This is a genomic window from Psychrobacter sp. T6-1 (assembly GCF_052258445.1).
This window is the reverse complement of the sequence record NZ_JBQQFC010000026.1, coordinates 1-19665: the sequence shown is the minus strand read 5'-3', so window position 1 is coordinate 19665 and position 19665 is coordinate 1. Positions and strand designations below refer to the sequence as shown.

The window sequence follows — 19665 nt, the reverse complement described above, 5'->3', positions numbered from 1 at the left end:
TATTCACTTAAAATCTAAATTTCCACATTAGCGCGCAAATTTGCTAGGCTTATAACCATGAATAAAAGTTACGATAATATTAAGTCCGATCTTACAGCTGCCGATAGGGAGGTTTATAAGCCAAGCACGCCTGCGCCTTCACATCTGCCTGATAGTATGATGTCCTCGGTCAGCCTATTACCCAAAGATAAGCGTTTGATACTGTTTACTCGTCACTCATTGCGTGCGCGCTCTGATGGTAATGGATTTGCTAGTGATCAGTTGCCCTTGACGCCCAAAGGCCGCGTGCTTGCAAAGTCATGGGGTCGCTGGCTTGATAGTCATCTCCCTTACTCACTTGATGTTGATAGTATCTCAAGTCCTATCGGGCGCTGCATTGATACCGCGCAGTTAATGCAAGAGGGTGCAGGGCTGCAGCGTAGTATTATCCATCAATCCTTGCTCGTTGAGCCAGGCAGCCTAGTGACCCAGCCTGAGATCGCAAGTAAAGTGTTCAAAGAAGTGGGCGTTTTAAACTTTATCAATCGATTTTTGCAAGGCAGTCTACAAGGCACCAAAAACGCTTATCAAGGCGGGCTGGATATCTTGTCGCTGTTTTATCAGCATCAGCCGAAAGAAGGTCATCTGATGCTAGCTGTGAGTCATGACACACTACTATCAGCATTTTTAGCAGTCATGCTAGATATGAATGAGATTGACTGGAATGATTGGCCCAAGATGATGGAAGGGGTGTTTTTGTGGTTCGATGATGCGCCCTTTGACAAGGCTCATGCGCATTTTGTTTGGCGCGGGGAGATTTATAGTCGCTCTATTATTAGTTTACTGGAGAGTTATTCAACCTCAGGATTCTCTCAAGATAAGCTACTGCTACCGCCAGATGTCACCTGGCGCTAAAGAAAGCCGCTACTGACCATAAACGATCAACTAAGAGCCACAAAAAAACCTTGTCGCAAAGACAAGGTTTTTTATTGAGCATTTTATTTTACATGAGTCGTAATAAAATGCTCTAAACAGAGCTATTCTTAAGCTTGCAGGCCTTTGATAGTCTTGTTCAAACGACTCTTACGACGAGCCGCTTTGTTCTTATGAATGATACCTTTGTCAGCCATACGATCAAGAACAGGTACCGCTTGCTTGTAAGCTTCGGTAGCAGCATCATAATCTTTAGCTTCGATAGCAGCATCAATGCGTTTTAGATAAGTACGAACCATTGAGCGCTGTGATGCTGAATGTTGGCGACGTTTGGTGTTTTGACGAGCGCGTTTACGAGCTTGTGCAGTATTAGCCACGCGTATCTCCTTGGTAAAAGACAGATAAAAAATGAATGTCGATTGCGATTATGGATTTGGTTGTCATCATTGACGAGCAGCCGTCTCATCAAACATGATGTCGATGCCAAATAAATAGGTCATCTAAAACGTCAAAGACATCTGGAATAATTAGACAGCCTTGACGTGTAAAGCCGGTTATCTTAACAAATTATTGCGCTTAGAACAATATATTTGCACGCTATTGGGTAAAGATGACTTGCGAGTAGTACCTTACATACATTTGCAGCAATCATTCAGCAAGTATTAGGGCGTTATAGACAAAATCTCTTACAATATAATGAATATAACGGCATCAGTTATCCGCTAACTTAGGTATTATTACTTTATTAGGTATTATTGCCTTAGTAGGTATTGTTACATTAGAAGCTATTTTGTATTTACTGCAGGTCAAAGAACCTAGTTTTAATTTGTAGAACATACAAAGTTTGGTTTTTTATATGAGATCGATTTAGTAGTAGCGGCTACTTTAGTAAGAATTAAGTTTTAATCATACAAATACAATAAAGTTGGATAAAGTATGCAGCGAAAAGCCATTATAATAGGGGCAACTGGGCTGGTTGGACAGCATCTAGTTAAGCAGCTTAGTGAGTTGTACGACAAGCTCATCGTCATTGCACGGCGTCCGCCGCGTTACATCAATGCCAGTATGCATTTTTATCAGGTCAATGATTTTGATAATTTAAGTGAGGTTTTTGCCAGTGTTGGCGTTGACAAAACGACGGATGCTTTTAGCTGCCTTGGCACTACCAAAAAACAGGCGGGCAGTGATGAAGCTTTTCATAAGGTCGATCATGATTACAACGTCTGTTTTGCGCAGCTTTGCTTGGATAAAGGCGTCGAGAACTTCTTTTTACTATCATCAATGAATGCTGATGTCGACAGCCGATTTTTATATAATCGAGTCAAGGGTGAGACTGAGCATTCCATCAGTGCTCTTGGCTTTACAGAGCTGGTTATTTTTCGCCCCTCATTGCTGCTTGGCAAGCACAAAGGTCGTCCTTTAGAAAGTATTAGCCAAACAGTATTTGGTCTGATATCGCCTTTGGTATCTGAGTCTCTGCCTCTGCATCCTATATCAGCCAAGCGGGTGGCCAACGCGATGACGATGAGCGCGCAAGAGATATATGAGCGGCGCAAATTTAGCGATTATCATACTAAAGACGCTCCTAAGACGACGATTATTGAAAACAAAGCCATGCTCTCAATGACACGAGTTAAATCTTAAATGAGTATCAATAAATAGCCTAAGCACTATAATTAAATTAACATAAAAGGAGTTTTATCATGTCAGAGTCTCAAGCTATGACCAAAGAGGATTTTGTCACCTGTGATCTATTAGATGCCAATCCTGAGTCGCAAGTTTGTCTGCCTAATATCGAAGGCAAATCTTTTTATAGTTTTGGCGGCAAAGACAAGTTTTGCGGTGAAATAGTGACCGTTAAGTGCTTTGAGGATAATAGCCGCGTTAAGGCGCTCCTTAATAGTGATGGCAAGGATAAAAACGGCGAAGGTAAAGTACTTGTCGTTGATGGTGGCGGGTCTATGCGCTGCGCTCTGCTAGGAGACATGATTGCACAATCTGCTATTGATAATGGCTGGGCTGGGGTTGTGGTCTACGGCTGCGTCCGTGATGTCGATGATATGGCGCAGATGGAGATAGGGGTGATGGCACTAGGCTGCATACCACGCAAATCCACACGCCGTGATGAAGGTCAAACCGATATAGAGATTCGCTTTGGTGATTTGACCCTTAACTCTGGTATGTATGTCTACGCTGACAACAATGGCATTATCGCTAGTGACAAGCCGCTCATTTGATACGTCTAAAATACTAGTTTTTACATTTTGTCAGTCTCTGTTTTTAGCCCCAGCTTATTCGCTGGGGTTTTTGCTTGTATTAAGACAGCATTTAGAGTCGTATTATAAGATCTAATGCGTAACAAGCACTGACTAACTGTCTGAGTGATAAACTTAGTGACAAACCGTTACGGCATACATTTTGGTCAATGAGCAAAATATTCGTATAATGGTATTCTGACTCCTAACCTTGATCTCATCTGCTATGCCTATCACTGCTTTGACTGACGCGTTTGCTCCTATTAATCAACACCTATTTCCTATCGATAATGCTCAAAAGCGTTGGCTTGCGCCAACTTATGGTGCTGTCGGTAGCTTGTGGCTGGCAAGTCTTGTAACATCAGAGCTATGGGAGCTGACAGATCGATTAAAGGTCGTGGTGACGCGCGACCAAAACCAGCTCAATCAGATAGAAACTGAGCTGGCATTTTGCGGCGTTGATGCTTACGTATTTCCTGACTGGGAGACGCTAACCTATGATGAGCTATCGCCGCATCAAGATATCGTCAGTGAGCGCATCAATTTATTAACAGATATGCCGACATCAGGTGTGCTGCTAATATCCGTACAGGCGTTGATGCACCGAGTAGCGCCGCCAAGCTGGCTTATCGGTCAGCATTTTGATCTTAGCGTTGGCGATCAATTTGATATCAACACTCAGCGTGAACTATTAGCTAAGGCCGGCTACCGCGCGGTCGATAATGTCTTTGAGCCAGGTGAGTTTGCGGTACGCGGCAGCATCATAGATATCTTTGCTATGGGGCAGCCATTCCCACTACGCCTTGATCTGTTCGATGATGAGATTGAGACCATTCGCTTTTTCCATCCACAAACCCAGCGTACGCTGACGCCTGATGATCTCAAAGCTATGATTAGCGGCAACGATACTAGTATGGCTCAAGAGTCGTTATCGCTGCTGCACAAGTTGCCAGATATCTCAAAACCTATTACCCAGTTTCAAATACTCCCTGCAAAAGAGTTTCCGCTCGATGAAGGTCGCGAGACTTTTCGTACTAATTTTGCCGCAATGTTCCCAAACACTAGCAGCCGTAAGTTTGAGCTACACAAAGACGTAATGGCAGGTATTGCTAGTAGTGGACTAGAATATTATCAGCCGCTATTTTTTGATATAAAAGACTGGCAAGAGCAAAGTAGTTTATTTTCTTACTTTCCAAAAGACGCTCTGTTTATTACTGATGAGTTCATTAACGAGAAGCAAGCAGATTACTGGTCACAGATTCAGCGTCGTTATGAGGAGCGTCGTCATGATATCGACAAGCCAATCGTAGCGCCTGAGCTGCTATATTTGTTATCTAATGCATTAAACGAGCATCTCAATCACTACCCTAGAGTGATTATGAGCGCTCGGGATGAGCTGGCAACATCGAGTAATAGCGCGATAAATAATACTAATGGTAGCGATACTCGATCAGATCAATTACCTAGCAAACAAAAAGGCGTTACTACCTTGAGCGCCCAAGTACCGCCGCAATTACCTGTTAATCATCAAAAGGCTGAGCCTTTAGCGGAGCTATTAGCGTTCTTAGACTTGCAAATACAAACCAATACGCCAGTGCTTATTGTCGCTGAGACCGCAGGTCGTCGTGAAATTTTAATCGAGCTGTTTAAAGGCAAGATCGATATCAAAGCCTATGACAGCTTTGCAGATTTTTTGGCAGCAGATACGCTGAGCGATACCTCAAACAAGGGCATACGCCCGCAAGTTGGGCTGACGGTTGCGCCTATTGAGCGCGGCGTTTATGTGCCTGAGCGGTTGGTACTGATCAGTGAGACGCAACTGTTTGGTAGACAAGTGCTACAAACTCGTCGCCGCAGACAAAGCGGCGTATCAGAAGAGTTTTTGGTTAAGAGCGTCACTGAAATCACTGAAGGTAGTCCGGTTGTCCATATCGAGCATGGTATTGGTCGCTACAACGGCTTAATTACACTGGACGTTGGTGACGGCGAGCAAGAGTTTATTCATCTAAAATATGCTGATGATGCCAGTATCTATGTGCCCGTGGCTAACTTACAAATGATCAACCGCTATAGTGGTGGCGATCCTGCGCTTGCGCCTTTGCACAAGATCGGCAGTGGCAAATGGGATCGTGCCAAACAAAAAGCGCTTGAGCAGATTCATGACGTGGCAGCTGAGCTACTTAATATGCAAGCTCGCCGCGAGGCCAAAGTTGGAATTCACTTCAAGATAGATCCCTCACAGTATGAGCTGTTTGCCAGTCAGTTCGCTTTTGAGGAGACGCCTGATCAGGCCAATGCTATTCACGCCGTTATGGAAGATATGAGACAAAATCAGCCTATGGATCGTCTCATCTGCGGCGACGTTGGTTTTGGTAAGACTGAAGTCGCTATGCGCGCAGCCTTCATTGCGGTTAGTGCAGGCTATCAGGTGGCTGTTTTAGTACCAACGACACTGCTGGCAGGTCAGCATGAAGATAATTTCCGTGATCGCTTCGCTGATTGGCCGGTGCGCATAGAGACGCTCTCACGTTTTGGCGGCAAAAAACATCAAGATACGGTACTCGCTGATCTGGCCGCGGGCAAAGTTGATATCGTCATCGGTACGCACAAATTGTTGCAACCTGATGTTAAGTTCTCAAATTTAGGTCTAATGATCGTCGATGAAGAGCACCGCTTTGGCGTGCGCCATAAGGAGCGTATCAAAGCCATTCAGACCGATGTCGATAGTATGTCGATGACCGCCACGCCTATTCCTCGTACGCTTAATATGGCGCTCTCAGGTATGCGCGATATGTCAATTATCGCCACGCCGCCTGCACGAAGGCTAGCGATTAAAACCTTTGTCATGCAAAAGACTGACTCGCTAATGAAAGAGGCCATTTTGCGTGAACTACTGCGCGGCGGGCAAGTATATCTGCTGCATAATGACGTGGCAAGTATCGAGCGTATGGCTGAGACCGTACGTGAGCTGGTGCCAGAGGCACGTGTGGGCGTCGCCCATGGTCAGATGCAAGAGCGTCAACTTGAGCAGGTCATGCAGCAGTTTTATCACAAAAAGTTTAACGTATTAATCTGCTCAACTATTATCGAAACTGGCATTGATGTGCCTAATGCCAATACGATTATCATTGAGCGCGCGGATAAGTTTGGTTTAGCGCAGCTGCATCAGCTGCGAGGACGCGTTGGCCGTAGCCATCATCAAGCTTACTGTTATTTGCTAGTCCCTTCTATAAAGGGTCTTAAAGGCGATGCTAAACGCCGCCTACATGCTATTGAGCGCGCTAATACTTTGGGGGCAGGCTTTATGCTTGCCAGCGAAGATTTGGAGATTCGAGGAGCAGGCGAAATACTTGGCAAGCAGCAAAGCGGTAATATGCAAGCCATAGGATTTAGCCTCTACATGGATATGCTAGAGCGCGCGACCAAAGCCATTAAAGCGGGCAAAGAGCCTGATTTGAGTACGCCGCTGTCCTTGACCAGTGAGATTAATCTGCACGCCTCAGCGCTGATACCAGAAGAATACTTACATGATGTGCATCAGCGCTTGTTGTTTTATAAGCGTATTAGCAACGCCGATGACAAGGATGCCTTGACTGATATCCGTACCGAGATGATAGATCGTTTTGGTGTTTTGCCAGATCAAACCAAGCAGCTGTTTGCGGTTCATAGACTACGCATACAAGCTGAGCCGCTGATGATCAATAAAATCGATGCGAGCACTAGCAGTATGACATTGGAGTTTGCGCCAGATACGCCAGTCGATGCGCTGGCGATTATCAAACTGATCCAGTCCAATAACAAGCACTACCGTATGAATGGTGCCTCTGGCATTCGCTATCAAAATGCCGATAAGCTTGAAACGCCGCAGCAGCGCGTAACAGCGGTACAAGAGCTGCTTCAGTACTTCAGCGAGCATCTAGTCGCTGACGCTGCATAATGACTGAGCAAATAAGGCCTAGTCAAATTGCTCGCCCGTACGGCTATTTTATCGACAGGATACCTGATAAAATAGCTAGATTGTATTTTGCTTTTTAATTGAGAGAAACCGTCCTTATGTTCCAACTGCATCCTAAGCTTGCTGCTGATAGTTTTTTGGTAGGCGATTTTCCATTGTCAACATGCCGTCTAATCAACGACTGCCAATTTCCTTGGCTCATTTTGGTGCCGCGAGTGACGGGTATCAAAGAATTGTATGAGCTATCTGATGCTGACCAAGCGCAGTTTTTGCGTGAGTCCAGTTGGTTATCTAGTCAGCTGGCAAAGACCTTTCAGGCGGACAAAATGAATGTAGCGGCACTTGGCAATCAAGTTCCGCAGCTACATTTTCATCATATTGTGCGCTATCAAAACGATATGCAGTGGCCAAATCCTGTGTGGGGTGTACCTGCGGTTCCTTATACTAACGAGGTTATGTCGCAGATGCAGCAGACTTTGATGATGGCGCTACGTGGTCATCATCAGATGCCTTTTGATTGGCAAATGTAGATTTTAGCTTTGACGACTCAGTATTAAACACTAAGTACTAAACATTAAGTATCAAACACCAAGTACCAAGCATTAAGCATTAAGTATTTGATAGTTTGAAAGAATTAAGCAGCCTCCTTTTGTTATTTATACAGATAATCTCTGTATTAGGTAATGATTGGAGGTTTTTTGATGATTAATGGTATACCTTTTGCATAACTATTCTCTTATAATGAAGGGCTTTGCTTAGTTTTTTACAAAAAGCGTTCTGATTATTGTTAAGAACTAAGCAAAGTGCTGAATCTATTCTTGTTGAGTTTAAAATAGGCGATGATTATGGCAATCTTGGATGTGTTAAGACCGCCAACTTTAGCAAAAGATGACGGTATCTATCAGTTTGATTATCCAGAATTGTTTGTCCTATTACTCAGTGTCGCGCTCATTGCTTTGTACTTTGAATTTAGTCCGACCTCTATGGCATTACTCGTAGTGGTCAGCCTGCCCACTTTATTGATTGTTATCTATAACTATCGACGCCAAACTAGTTTTTGGACCTCTAATCTTACGGTCATTTTACTCTCAGTGGTCATAGGTTCTGTTCAGCTCTGTACTATCATCTCGTTAAGTTTAGCCTTACTCATTGGTGCACGTATTATAGTGAGTCAAGCTGACAATCAGCTTAAGCTTGCTATGGTATCTATTGTCACCATTGTCATTTTTTATTATGTCAGCGTGATATTGAACGGCGCTGGTATGGATTGCGCCAGAAGCTGGTTGCCTCCTGTGATACTATTGGTGAGCATCATAACCATACTTTTTCAGTTTCGACACATTTATCAGCAGTATGTAAAGTTTGAAACCGATGTCAATCAGTCTAGCAAACGACTGACCACTATGGTCTCAGTGATTAATAAACTCACCCGTTTTGTACCGCCGCAAATCTGGCAACCTATTGTAAAAACAGATAGTCCCGTTAGCGTTTCAAACAAGCGCGTCAAGCTATCTATCATGTTCTCTGACATTGCAGGATTCACTGAATTGTCAGACAGTCTAAGCGCTGACAATCTAGCAGATATCTTAAATACCTATATGCATTGCATGACGCTCATTGCAAGCAAACATGGCGCGGTACTTGATAAGTTTATCGGCGATGGTATGGTGTGCTTCTTTGGTGAGCCTGATAGCCGCGGCACGCGCCAAGATGCTTTGGACTGCGTAGCGATGGCAGTAGATATGCGCCGCGAGATGCGCTCGCTGCGGCAAAGGTGGCGCTTGATGGGGTTTGATGGCCTTGATATACGTATTGGTATCACAACAGGCTACTGTCATGTGGGTAACTTTGGCAGTAGTAGCCGCTTGAGTTACACTTTAATAGGCAAAGAGGCCAACTTAGCCTCAAGGCTCGAGCTTAGCGCGAATAAAGGCGAGATTTTAATCAGTCAAAACACTTATGACTATATCTGTCATGACTATGAGTGCCAGTTTGCAGGTGACTATGATTTAAAAGGTTTTGATGACAAGGTGAGTGCATGGCAAGTACTAGACCCTGATGTTAATAATGGTCGTTTGTCCAAATGGGTCGATCATACGTTGCCAGGATTTAATCTGCATTTAAACTTTAAAGATATTAAAGACGATGATTACAAGGATATTAGACGCCGTTTAAGACTAGCGCTTGAGCGTATTCAAGAAGAGGAAAAAAACCCTAAATCTTAAACCAAAAAAAGCCAGTTAGAAGTTATAACTGGCTTTGTTGTTCGACAGGATGCTTATACACATCAGTGATTTTCTTTGGCATGGTTGAGCGTGTATTTGGGAATCTCAATCGTTAGATCTTCATCCTCTAGCATTACCTGACAAGATAGGCGTGAGTCAGGCTCAAGTCCCCAAGCGCGATCTAATAAGTCCGCCTCGATATCATCCATCTCATCCAAACTATCAAAACCTTTACGTACTACCACATGACAGGTTGTACAGGCTTTTGACATCTCGCAAGCATGCTCAATTTTGATGCCTTTTTCTAAAAGCGCTTTACATAAGTTGTCGCCAGTTTTGAGCTCAACTTCAGCGCCTTCTGGGCAAGTTTCAAAATGGGGAAGTACTGTAATTTTTGGCATAACATGGATATCCGCTACTAAGGTGTTCAAAGGATTGGTATTCAAAGAATTAATTTGCATTAATACTACTAAAAATTTTACGTGTACCGCTATTACCAGTCCTGAGCGCTGGTTCCTGCCATACTGGTTTTGACACTCTGGTTCATGATAAGAGCGGCAAAAGCATCACTATGCGGTTTAAGAGCCGCCTGCTTAGCTTCTATATCTGTCAAATCAGTGCTCGTAAGCGCTGTTTGCAAAGCTTGCATATGAGTTGCAAGTTGCTCTTGGGCCTCAGCTGTCAACAAGGCTGCGAACTCATTGAGCGCTGATTGCAGTGCTAACAGTTCACGCTCAGCTTCAACTTTAGTCTCTATCATTGAGCGCGCTTGTTTGTCTTCTTCAGCATGCTTGAAGCCTGCGGTCAATAGCTGCTCTTTTTGCTCATCTGAGAGCCCATAAGTCGGTTTGATCTCAATCTGACTCTCAGTCTTGGTCGTAGTCTCTTGTGCACTTACCGTAAGCTGACCATTAGCATCGATACTAAAGGTCACCTCAATACGTGCAAAACCTGCTTTCATAGGCGGGATACCATACAGCTCAAAACGACCCAGCGAGCGGCAGTTGTCAACCGTTTCACGCTCACCTTGGACCACATGGATCACCATGCCGTTTTGACCATCTTGATAAGTGGTAAATACTTGACGTTTTTTGACAGGAATAGGGGTATTGCGTGGTATCAATACTTCAACCAAGCCGCCCATGGTTTCAAGGCCTAATGAGAGCGGCGTGACATCGAGCAATAGTAGATTGTTATCGCTATTACCATTGACCAGTTGATGCGCGGTTTGCGCCGCGCCCAACGCGACGACCTCATCAGGATTGAGACTAGATAGAGGCTCTGTATCAAAAAACTTAGCAACGACTTGCTGTACCGCTGGCATGCGAGTAGAGCCACCGACCAATATTACCTCATCAAGGTCTTGAATGGTCAATTTGGCATCACGTAATACCTGCTCGCAAACGCTGAGCGTACGGCGGTTAACTGGATCAGCGATAGCTAATAGATCGCCGCGTGTCAATACGCCATCAAAGGACTGACCATTAATAGAAAGTGAGATATCAACTTGCTCTTGTGCGCTCAGTAGCTGTTTGTACGCTTTGGCCTCTTGCGCGAGTATAGATTTATCATGCAAGCTAACATCAGCGGACAGAATATTCATCTGTTTGATAAGCCAATTGGTCAATAGACGATCAATATCGTCGCCACCAAGGGCACTATTACCACCAGTCGCCAGTACTTCAAACACACCATCAGTGAGCTTTAAGATAGAAACATCAAAGGTGCCGCCGCCTAAATCATAGATAAGATAATAGCGCGCTGTATTGTCTTGGGTGGGCTCATCTAAGCCGTAAGCAACTGCAGCAGCTGTTGGTTCATTAAGTAGTCTAAGCACATTAATACCAGCAGCCTGCGCAGCATCCTTAGTTGCTTGACGCTGCGCTTCATCAAAGTAGGCGGGTACAGTGATGACTGCGCCTTCAATACTATCGATAGGCAGTGCGCTGTTAGCACGCTTCTCAAGCGCCATCAAAATACGCGCTGAGACCTCAACAGGGGACACCTCGCCTTGAGCAGTAACAAAAGCTGGCATCGCATCCGCTTGACCTGTTAGTTTATAAGGATGTGAGAATTTGATGTCGGCTTGACTACGACCCATAAAGCGTTTGGCGGAGATTATCGTATTTTGAGGATCATCTGCTAGATGTGCTAGTGCTTGCGTGCCAACTTGCGGCGCGCCATCAGCGGGATAATAGACAACAGAAGGCAGTAAATTATCCACGCTATCGCTTGCCTCCAATACTTGCGCCTTACCTGAGCGTACAACAGCGACTAAAGATCGCGTCGTCCCCAAATCTATACCAATACCGAAACGATGCTGGTGTGGTTGAGCGCTTTGATTGGGTTCGGCGATTTGCATTAAAGACATAGGACAACTCAGATCTAATATAAAATGAATAAATGAAAGGCGAATAGGTGCGCTAGATTATACGGGATTATGACTGCTAACTTAATAGGAATAATAGTATTTAAATAATGATATCAAACCAAAACGTACTATACGTATAGATCATCATCGTCAGATTGAGCACTGCTAGCGACAGCATCCAGGCCAGATTTGACGTCTGCTTCTAGTTTCACCAAAAACTTAAGTTTTTGTGTGGCATCAATTGCCTGTTCCCAGTTTTGCTGCTCATAAGCACCACTGAACCTCTCAGACTGCACCGCTATGCGTTGAGTGATTTGTGGATGCATCTGTTGTAACGCCGCTTGATTATTAGATTCTATAGCGTCGTCCAGATTAATGCGCAAATCCATAGCATCATCTAAAAAGTCCAAATCTGCAATAGATTGCTCAAGGGTAATCGCTTGACCTTGTATATCAAGTAAGTAGCTTGCGCGGCTATCTGCTATACTCAAAGTTTGGTAGGCTTGATTGATAAGCGCTGAAGTACGCTCTGAATGTCGCTTGGCGTCGCTAGCATTATCTTTATCTGCATTATCAGGATGATAACGTTTTTGCAGCACTCGCAAACGCTGATCTAAGTCCTCTTGTGCAATGTTAAAGGTAACTGGCTGCTCAAATAAAGCAAAAAAGGTATCAAACCTTACTTCTTCACTAATTTTTATACTGGTCTCTTTAGTGCTATCTGTCATACAGGATGCCTAATTTCTAGTTTTTGATTTCTATTTTTTAATAGTAAGTTTTATTATATAAAGGTCCAACATGTATACGGCTACAAAAAAAATGCAGTCACAGTTATATTAATATTAAGCCATTTTAAACCGTAAAGGACTCACCGCAGCCGCATTCGCCTTTTTGGTTGGGATTACTAAATTTAAAACCCTCATTTAGGCCTTCTTTTTCGTAGTCCATAAGTAAGCCATCTAAATAAACGAGACTTTTTGGATCAATAAAAATACTCACGCCAAGGCTTTCATAACGCGTGTCGTTCTCATCTGGAGTATCGACAAATTCCAAAACGTAGGCCAAGCCTGAGCAGCCCGCCGTACGAATACCGACTCGAATGCCTTCACCCTTGCCGCGATTATCCAAAAAATCCCGAACATGTTTGGCAGCGCGTTCTGTCATCTCTATCATGACAACTCCTATTAACAGTTAGTAATCGGTAGTACACAAACTATCTTTTGATATAAAGTAAAAGGTGACAATGGCATAAGCGTAATTGTCACCTTTTTTACTTGCAACTTGAGTAGCACCTGGGCTACTCAAATGCTGAAATACGATTATGTCTACAGTAAAGGATCAACAACCTAGCTGGCTACTTCTTCAGTAGCCGCGCCATGCTTACCTTTATAGTCGCTGATTGCCGCTTTGATAGCGTCTTCAGCAAGTACTGAGCAATGCACTTTCACAGGCGGTAGAGCAAGCTCTTGTGCGATATCATTGTTTTTGATCTCGCCTGCTTGATCAAGGCTTTTGCCCTTGAGCCACTCGGTGACGAGCGAGCTTGAAGCAATTGCTGAACCGCAGCCGTAAGTTTTAAAACGCGCATCTTCAATGATACCATTATCATCAACTTGAATTTGCAAGCGCATAACATCACCACAAGCTGGAGCACCGACCATGCCAGTACCAACATTTTTGGCGTCTTTATCTAAATTGCCGACGTTGCGTGGGTTTTCGTAATGATCAATAACTTGGTCGCTATAGGCCATGAGTTTTCTCCTGGTTAGATGATGAGTAAGTATTTATTAACTTCAAGCTAATTTTAAAAAGCAACTGACTCATCGATAATTGGGGTCAAACGTAATGTGTGTATTTATAATTTAATAATGTTTTTGAGATTAATGCTCAGCCCATTCGACCGAATCCAAATCAACGCCTTCTTGATACATATCCCAAAGTGGCGATAGGGCGCGTAGCTTATCAACGGCTTCGTGCATCTGCTTAATCACTCTATCGATGTCCTCTTCGGTAGTATAACGACCAAAGCTAAAACGGATTGAGCTGTGAGCAAGCTCATCAGGGCGACCGATAGCGCGTAGAACATATGAAGGCTCAAGGGTTGCTGAAGTACAGGCTGAACCTGATGAGACAGCCAAGTCTTTAAGCGACATCATAAGCGACTCGCCTTCAACAAAGTTAAAGCTAATATTGACAATATTAGGAACGCTATGCTCTAAGTCGCCGTTAAGATAGATCTCTTCGATATCTTGCAAGCCATCCCATAGCTTTTGACGCAGATGGGAGGCATGAGCGCGATCTTCTTCACGTTTTTCTTCAGCTAAGCTAAAGGCTGCACCTAAACCTACGATCTGATGCGTCGGTAAGGTACCTGAACGCATACCGCGCTCATGACCACCGCCGTGCTGTTCTGCTTTTAGACGAATACGAGGCTTACGGCGTACAAACAAAGCGCCGATACCTTTGGGGCCATAAGCTTTGTGGCCTGAAAAGCTCATAAGGTCAAACTTAGTCGCTTGTGCGTCAATCTTGACTTTACCAATTGCTTGGGCGGCATCGACATGGAAAATAACGCCAGCTGCGCGGGTAATCTCGCCAATAGCGTCGATATCAGTAACGGTGCCAAGCTCGTTGTTTACCACCATCAAAGAGACCAAGATAGTATCATCACGTAGCGCTTCTTTAACTTGCTCTGGCAAGATAAGGCCAGTGCTTTTTTGCGGCTCAAGATAAGTAATCTCAAAGCCTTCTTGCTCAAGCTCACGGCAAGTATCGAGGACTGCTTTGTGCTCAATCTTACTAGTGATAATGTGCTTACCACGAGAATGATAAAAATGAGCAACACCTTTAATGGCTAAGTTATCAGATTCTGTAGCACCTGAGGTAAAGACAATCTCACGCGGATCAGCGTTAATGACTTCAGCAACTTGGCTACGAGCAGTCTCAACAGCTTCCTCAGCCTGCCAACCATAGCCGTGCGAGCGTGATGCTGGGTTACCAAAGACACCGTCAACAGTGAGGTATTCACTCATTTTAGTGGCCACAGGTCTGGCAACTGGCGTTGTAGCAGCGTAGTCTAAATAGATAAGTTGATTCATGCTGGATTGGCCTCGCTAATCGATAAAGTAATAGTATTGATATCTTGTATAATGTTGTCATTGCTTGCGTTGTTCTGACGCTCTGATACTGATTTTACGTTCTTCATGTCTAATAATTGCGCTAAAGTTATATTTTTCAAGTACTGCTCAATATGGTTAGATAAAGCGCACCATAGGTCATGAGTAAGACACATGCTACCGCCTTGACAGTCGCCGCGTCCCTCACATTGCATAGCATTTACGGACTCATCGACTGCTGATATAATGCTCATGACATCAATCTCATCAAGCGGTTTGGCTAGATAATAACCTCCTGATGCGCCGCGTATACTTGTTACAAGACCTTGCTTACGAAGTTTGGAGAACAACTGCTCAAGGTAGGAGATGGAGATAGATTGACGCTTGGCAATATCTGATAAAGATACTGCGCTGTCCTGTTGACTCGCCTGTAATGCCAAATCTAATAGCGCAGTTACCGCGTATCTGCCTCGAGTAGTCAAACGCATAAGTCATCTCCAATCCATGTCGTTGTCAAAATCTATTCATAGTCTTAAACCTATTACGCCATGTTTGCTCCTAAGCGCTATCATCTAAGATATATCACCGTCATCTAACGACAGCAACAAGCTATAGGTTGGTGACGGTAAAGCTATTATACTTAATCCCGACTAATTTAGTCAAGATTGAAATGTGGTTAATGCGTTAATTGTATTTATCACGGCTATTTAAAAAAACAATGATACCTATTAAGTCTAAATATCTGCAAAGCTAGCACCAATAGCGCGTGTTAAAAATGATGCCTATTAAAGACCTTATAGCAAAAAAAGGTATCTAAAAATTAGATACCTTTTATGTGATGTGCTTGCAGGCGCCTGTAGCAAGTAATAACTATAGGATAAAGAACAGGGTAGTGAGGTGGCAAACAATGACATCAAAACAGTGACATGACAAGCAATACATTATCGGCTCTGAGTTTTATACATTAATTCATAAACAAAGCGACAAGCGAGATGACAGCGATAATAGCAGCAACAACAGTGGCAATCGTCAGTGTCTTTTGCTTACTCTGTAGCTCTTTTGCGGTCGTTTCAAGCTCACGATTTTTAATCGTTAAAGTATTAATTTGCGTCTGCTGCTCTTTGATACGTAACTTGTAATCGTCTCTTTTTTTATCAAGCTCTGTCTCGTTTGGCTTCGATTTACTCTTATCGCCTTTAAATTTCTTGATCAGGCTTTGAATCAAGCTACCAAGCCCCAGTTGCATAATAAACTGTTTGACCAGTTTGACTTGTACCGCTTCACCGCGCATCTGTAGTTTGTCGGTAGTAGCACTATCATGAGTAGTGATAGCGTTGATAACCTGCACGCTATAAGCATTGATGATGACATCAGGCTCAGTACGTCCTACAGGAAGATTGGCATCGAGTAGTACCCCTTTACTACTAAAGGTGGCGTAGACTTCAACATGAGGCAGATACAAGCGCAGGCAAACGACAGTCTCTTGCTTAGCTAGCGGATAAGCGGCTTTTCGCAGCTCTGGATCTAAACGTAGTAGCAAAGTCAGGGATGACTCGACAAAAACCAAAACGACATTAAGAAAAGAGTGAGATAAAGTAGAACGCTTCATGTAAGTAGTCCAGTTTGGGGCAACGAGTTAAGGGTAGTCAATACAGCTTGAATGCTATGCGTCTTGAGTACTGCTGTTTTTAAGTACAGTTTTTTCTAAGTGCAGTGCCTTTTTAGTACTAGGCTTATCAAGTACTAAGTTTAATAAGTACTAAGTTTAATAAGTACTAAGTTTCTTAAGTGCTAAGATTAATAAGCACTGTGCTATTGAGACTATATTTATAAGTACCACATTTATAAGTACCGCGCAGTAATTCTTGAGTGCTGTGCAACGCTTATAGTACCGTTTTTATTTTAAAAAGTAACGTAAGTTTCTACAACTTAGCCCACTTGTACTAGGAGTCTTTAGTATAAAGATGTGATTTATCGTAAAAATTAGGTTTGAGAGGCTACGAGTAGAACTACAAGTAAATGCCGCTTTTTGTATGCCAACAAACAAATACAGGCGTTTTGCGTAATGATAAGTGGCTAATACGTAGTATAGAGCGCAAAAAAATGTAAAATGACTTGCGCTCGTTTAACACCCTTGCTATAAAGATGCTAGCAAAGCGTAACCTGTTATTACGTAAGTCAGATAATATTGCTACTCAAATAGCATGAGTTCGTTGCTAAAACGAAGTGAGAGCGATACAATGCCTGACGTTAGCGTTTTATTATACTCCCTAAACTTGAAGGAACTTTTATGAATAAGTCAGAATTGATTGATAGTATCGCCGAAAAAAGTGGTCTAAATAAAACTCAAGCTGGTGATGCCCTAAACGCCGTTATGGAAAGCATCGGTAGCGCTTTAGAAGCTGGTGATAGTATCTCACTAGTAGGCTTTGGTACCTTTAGTGTCAAAGATCGCAAAGCACGTACAGGTCGTAACCCAAAGACTGGCGATGAGCTACAGATTCCTGCGAGCAAAGTACCAAGCTTTAAAGCAGGTAAAAACTTAAAAGAGCGTTTAAACTAAGATTTACGCGTATAAAATAGTTCTAATTAAGCACCTTTTATAGGTGCTTTTTTTGTGGGTCAACCCTTTTAGCGCGTAATATTTTGAGTCTATCTTAAAAATCACGTATTATAGGGCGCGCGGTCTCAACTAGCACAATGATGCTCAGATTCGCTCGTTATTGATTACCTTTTTATATTAACCTCTATTATTTTGCCATTGCTCGCTATAGTATGTCCTTGTCCTATCACAATGGTTCTTCATTCATAACACAGAGATAACTATGGATAAGTTGCGCGATTTTTTGAAAACCTGGCCAGGTCGCATTTTATTAATTTTGTGCTTATCGCCGCTTGCGCTTTTGGGTATCGAAAGCTATTTTGGCGGCTCCGTTGATCCCAATCAAATCGCTCAAGTGGGTGAGGCGAGTGTGGGCTTGTCTGAGTATCAAACGGCGGTCAACAATCGTCGCAGTGAGATACTAGATCAGCTAGATGATGCAAGCTTACTTAACGAAGATGTCTTGCATGAGCAAGTACTGCGCGGTCTGATTGACCGTACGCTTTTAGAGCAGCAAGCTGGCAAGCTTGGTATGACGGTGTCTGATGATACTATCAATCGTTTACTGCGCCAAGAAGACATCTTTTTGGATGCTGAGGGTAACTTCTCAAACGATCAGTTTTCAAACTTTTTGCGTCAGCGCGGTATGACCAAAGATCAACTGTTTGCGGAGTTTCGTAATCAGTTAAGCCTTGATCAATTAAATGCGAGTATCGTTGGTACAGCCATCTATCCCATAAAAGCGGTCAATCAATTAATAGACTTGCAATTGGAGTCGCGTAATATCTGGTTGCATCGCTTTAACTGGCAGGACTTTGCTGACCAAGTCAAGCTTACCAAAAGCGATATAGAGGGCTACTACAACGCCAATAAAGAGGCGCTAAAAAGTGTGGCGATGGTTGATTTGGCTTATATTCAATTAAGCCCGCAGACCATTAACGTCACTGACATTACCGATGAAGAGTTGCAGCAGCAGTATGAAGGCTACAAGCAAGAAATGGCGGTTGTTGATGAGCGTCAAATCAGTCAGATACTAATAAGCGGTGATAATGCTAAGGCGCGCGCTGACAAGGTTGCAAAGCGTTTGGCTAATGGTGAGGCCTTTGCAAAACTGGCGCAAACAGAATCCGATGACCCAACGGGAGCCACAGGCGGCGCTATTGGTAGCTTTAATCCTTCTGTATTTGGTAGTGACGCCCAAGCGGTTGAACAGGCACTAGAAGGTCTGAGCGTTGGTGACACTACGCCCCCTGTCAAAACCAGTTTTGGTTATCAGATATTTACCATAACCGAAGATAATGGCCCTCAAGTGCCTACGCTTGAGAGTATGCGCGAGGAGCTAACGGCAAAGGCAAGAGAGTATAAGCGTCAAGAGATCTATGCTGATAAAGTCACTGCCATTAATGATTTGGCAGCTGATGGCTTTAGTATCGAAGATATCGCTCAGCAAGAGAACGTCGCCTTAAAACGTTTAAAAGACTACCGCAGGGACAATAATACTTCAGTGTTAGCGCAGCCTGCGGTCATCAAAGCCGCTTTTGATGAGTTTACTATTCAAGATCAAGCAGTGACCTCAGGTATTGAGGTTGGTAATGGAACGGTATGGGCGCAGCCAAGTAATTATCGCCCGACTAAAACCTTGTCGCTCGCTGCTGCAACGCCGCAAATCACCCAACTACTGCGTCAAGAAAAAGCCACTGAGCTGGCACTTAAGCAAGCTAAGCAAGTCGCTGCAAACATTAAGACGCTAGCAGATATCAATAACCAAGTGGTGAGTTTTCAAGCACTAGGTGATGTCAATCGTCAGACCACGCAATTAACTGAAAAAGAGCGCGGTATGGCCTTTAGTCAGCAAGCGGATGATAATGGCGTCGTGGCTGTAGCGGGTGCAACTGAGATAGGCGCTAGTGTTATCGCCGGCGACCGTATCAAAACTGAGCAGCAATCGCAGCTATCTGCGAGCGAGAAGGCGCAAACGGCACGGATTATTCGTGATAATTTGGGACAAGATCAGTTGCAAGACTACTTAGATTACCTGCGTTTGATATATAGCGTTGAGATTAATGAGTCCAATATGGCAAGTGCTCAAGAGCGTTAATTAGCAAGCAAGTTTGACACTACAGTGTCAAATATAAGATAAAAAAAAGCCACTATAAGTATAGTGGCTTTTTTTATCTTCAAGGTTTTGATGTAGGTAAATGCATTAATAATCGACAAGCGCATCAATGA

At 43.5% G+C, this 19665-nt stretch carries 17 protein-coding genes; 8 read left to right on the top strand and 9 right to left on the bottom strand.

What is annotated here, in order from left to right; translation table 11 throughout:
* Positions 1-156 precede the first annotated feature (156 nt).
* Positions 157-894 carry a histidine phosphatase family protein gene (locus ACTXGO_RS03275; protein ID WP_435951024.1) on the top strand — a complete coding sequence of 246 codons (738 nt, stop codon included), beginning with the start codon at positions 157-159 and terminating at the stop codon, positions 892-894.
* Positions 895-1022: 128 nt separating this feature from the next.
* Here ACTXGO_RS03275 and rpsT read toward each other — a convergent pair whose 3' ends face one another.
* The gene (rpsT, locus tag ACTXGO_RS03270; protein ID WP_317199734.1) at positions 1023-1289 is read right to left on the bottom strand and encodes a 30S ribosomal protein S20; all 267 of its coding nucleotides are present in this window, start codon (positions 1287-1289) and stop codon (positions 1023-1025) included.
* A 559-nt stretch (positions 1290-1848) separates the two neighbouring features.
* Between rpsT and ACTXGO_RS03265 the strand changes: the two genes are divergently transcribed.
* The 5 genes from ACTXGO_RS03265 to ACTXGO_RS03245 all read left to right on the top strand — a co-directional run bounded on the left by ACTXGO_RS03265 (position 1849) and on the right by ACTXGO_RS03245 (position 9347).
* On the top strand, positions 1849-2556 hold the full coding sequence (locus ACTXGO_RS03265; protein ID WP_443573343.1) for an NAD-dependent epimerase/dehydratase family protein: 708 nt from the start codon (positions 1849-1851) through the stop codon (positions 2554-2556).
* A gap of 77 nt (positions 2557-2633) precedes the next feature.
* Entirely contained in the window at positions 2634-3149 is a 516-nt protein-coding gene (rraA, locus tag ACTXGO_RS03260) for a ribonuclease E activity regulator RraA (protein ID WP_435951025.1), read from the top strand.
* A gap of 244 nt (positions 3150-3393) precedes the next feature.
* Entirely contained in the window at positions 3394-7104 is a 3711-nt protein-coding gene (gene mfd / locus ACTXGO_RS03255; RefSeq protein ID WP_443573345.1) for a transcription-repair coupling factor, read from the top strand.
* Between the two features lie 116 nt (positions 7105-7220).
* Complete coding sequence (locus ACTXGO_RS03250; protein WP_317199736.1) at positions 7221-7652, top strand: HIT family protein; 432 nt, start codon at positions 7221-7223, stop codon at positions 7650-7652.
* 315 nt (positions 7653-7967) lie between these two features.
* Positions 7968-9347 (top strand): adenylate/guanylate cyclase domain-containing protein, encoded by a 1380-nt coding sequence (locus ACTXGO_RS03245; protein ID WP_435950720.1) that lies wholly within the window; start codon positions 7968-7970, stop codon positions 9345-9347.
* Between the two features lie 62 nt (positions 9348-9409).
* On the opposite strand, the gene fdx is transcribed toward ACTXGO_RS03245, so the two are convergent.
* The 8 genes from fdx to ACTXGO_RS03205 all read right to left on the bottom strand — a co-directional run bounded on the left by fdx (position 9410) and on the right by ACTXGO_RS03205 (position 16443).
* Entirely contained in the window at positions 9410-9748 is a 339-nt protein-coding gene (gene fdx, locus ACTXGO_RS03240) for an ISC system 2Fe-2S type ferredoxin (RefSeq protein WP_317199853.1), read from the bottom strand.
* Positions 9749-9840: 92 nt separating this feature from the next.
* On the bottom strand, positions 9841-11718 hold the full coding sequence (gene hscA, locus ACTXGO_RS03235) for a Fe-S protein assembly chaperone HscA (RefSeq protein ID WP_443541487.1): 1878 nt from the start codon (positions 11716-11718) through the stop codon (positions 9841-9843).
* Between the two features lie 128 nt (positions 11719-11846).
* On the bottom strand, positions 11847-12446 hold the full coding sequence (gene hscB, locus ACTXGO_RS03230; RefSeq protein WP_443573341.1) for a Fe-S protein assembly co-chaperone HscB: 600 nt from the start codon (positions 12444-12446) through the stop codon (positions 11847-11849).
* 124 nt (positions 12447-12570) lie between these two features.
* Positions 12571-12891, bottom strand: coding sequence for an iron-sulfur cluster assembly protein IscA (iscA, locus tag ACTXGO_RS03225; RefSeq protein WP_317199740.1), 321 nt, complete (start codon positions 12889-12891; stop codon positions 12571-12573).
* 173 nt (positions 12892-13064) lie between these two features.
* Positions 13065-13469, bottom strand: coding sequence for a Fe-S cluster assembly scaffold IscU (gene iscU, locus ACTXGO_RS03220; RefSeq protein ID WP_317199741.1), 405 nt, complete (start codon positions 13467-13469; stop codon positions 13065-13067).
* Between the two features lie 129 nt (positions 13470-13598).
* A complete protein-coding gene (locus ACTXGO_RS03215) occupies positions 13599-14816 on the bottom strand; it encodes an IscS subfamily cysteine desulfurase (protein WP_443573340.1) in 1218 nt (405 codons plus the stop codon).
* Positions 14813-15322 (bottom strand): Rrf2 family transcriptional regulator, encoded by a 510-nt coding sequence (locus tag ACTXGO_RS03210; RefSeq protein WP_317199743.1) that lies wholly within the window; start codon positions 15320-15322, stop codon positions 14813-14815. Before ACTXGO_RS03210 ends, ACTXGO_RS03215 begins: the two co-directional genes overlap by 4 nt.
* Before the next feature lie 476 nt (positions 15323-15798).
* Positions 15799-16443 carry a hypothetical protein gene (locus tag ACTXGO_RS03205; RefSeq protein WP_443573338.1) on the bottom strand — a complete coding sequence of 215 codons (645 nt, stop codon included), beginning with the start codon at positions 16441-16443 and terminating at the stop codon, positions 15799-15801.
* Between the two features lie 681 nt (positions 16444-17124).
* Here ACTXGO_RS03205 and ACTXGO_RS03200 point away from each other — a divergent pair.
* Both ACTXGO_RS03200 and ACTXGO_RS03195 read left to right on the top strand, forming a co-directional pair.
* Positions 17125-17397: an HU family DNA-binding protein gene (locus tag ACTXGO_RS03200; protein WP_317199745.1), complete on the top strand. Its 273-nt coding sequence runs from the start codon at positions 17125-17127 to the stop codon at positions 17395-17397.
* Between the two features lie 262 nt (positions 17398-17659).
* Complete coding sequence (locus tag ACTXGO_RS03195; protein ID WP_317199746.1) at positions 17660-19534, top strand: SurA N-terminal domain-containing protein; 1875 nt, start codon at positions 17660-17662, stop codon at positions 19532-19534.
* The last annotated feature ends 131 nt before the right edge of the window (positions 19535-19665 follow it).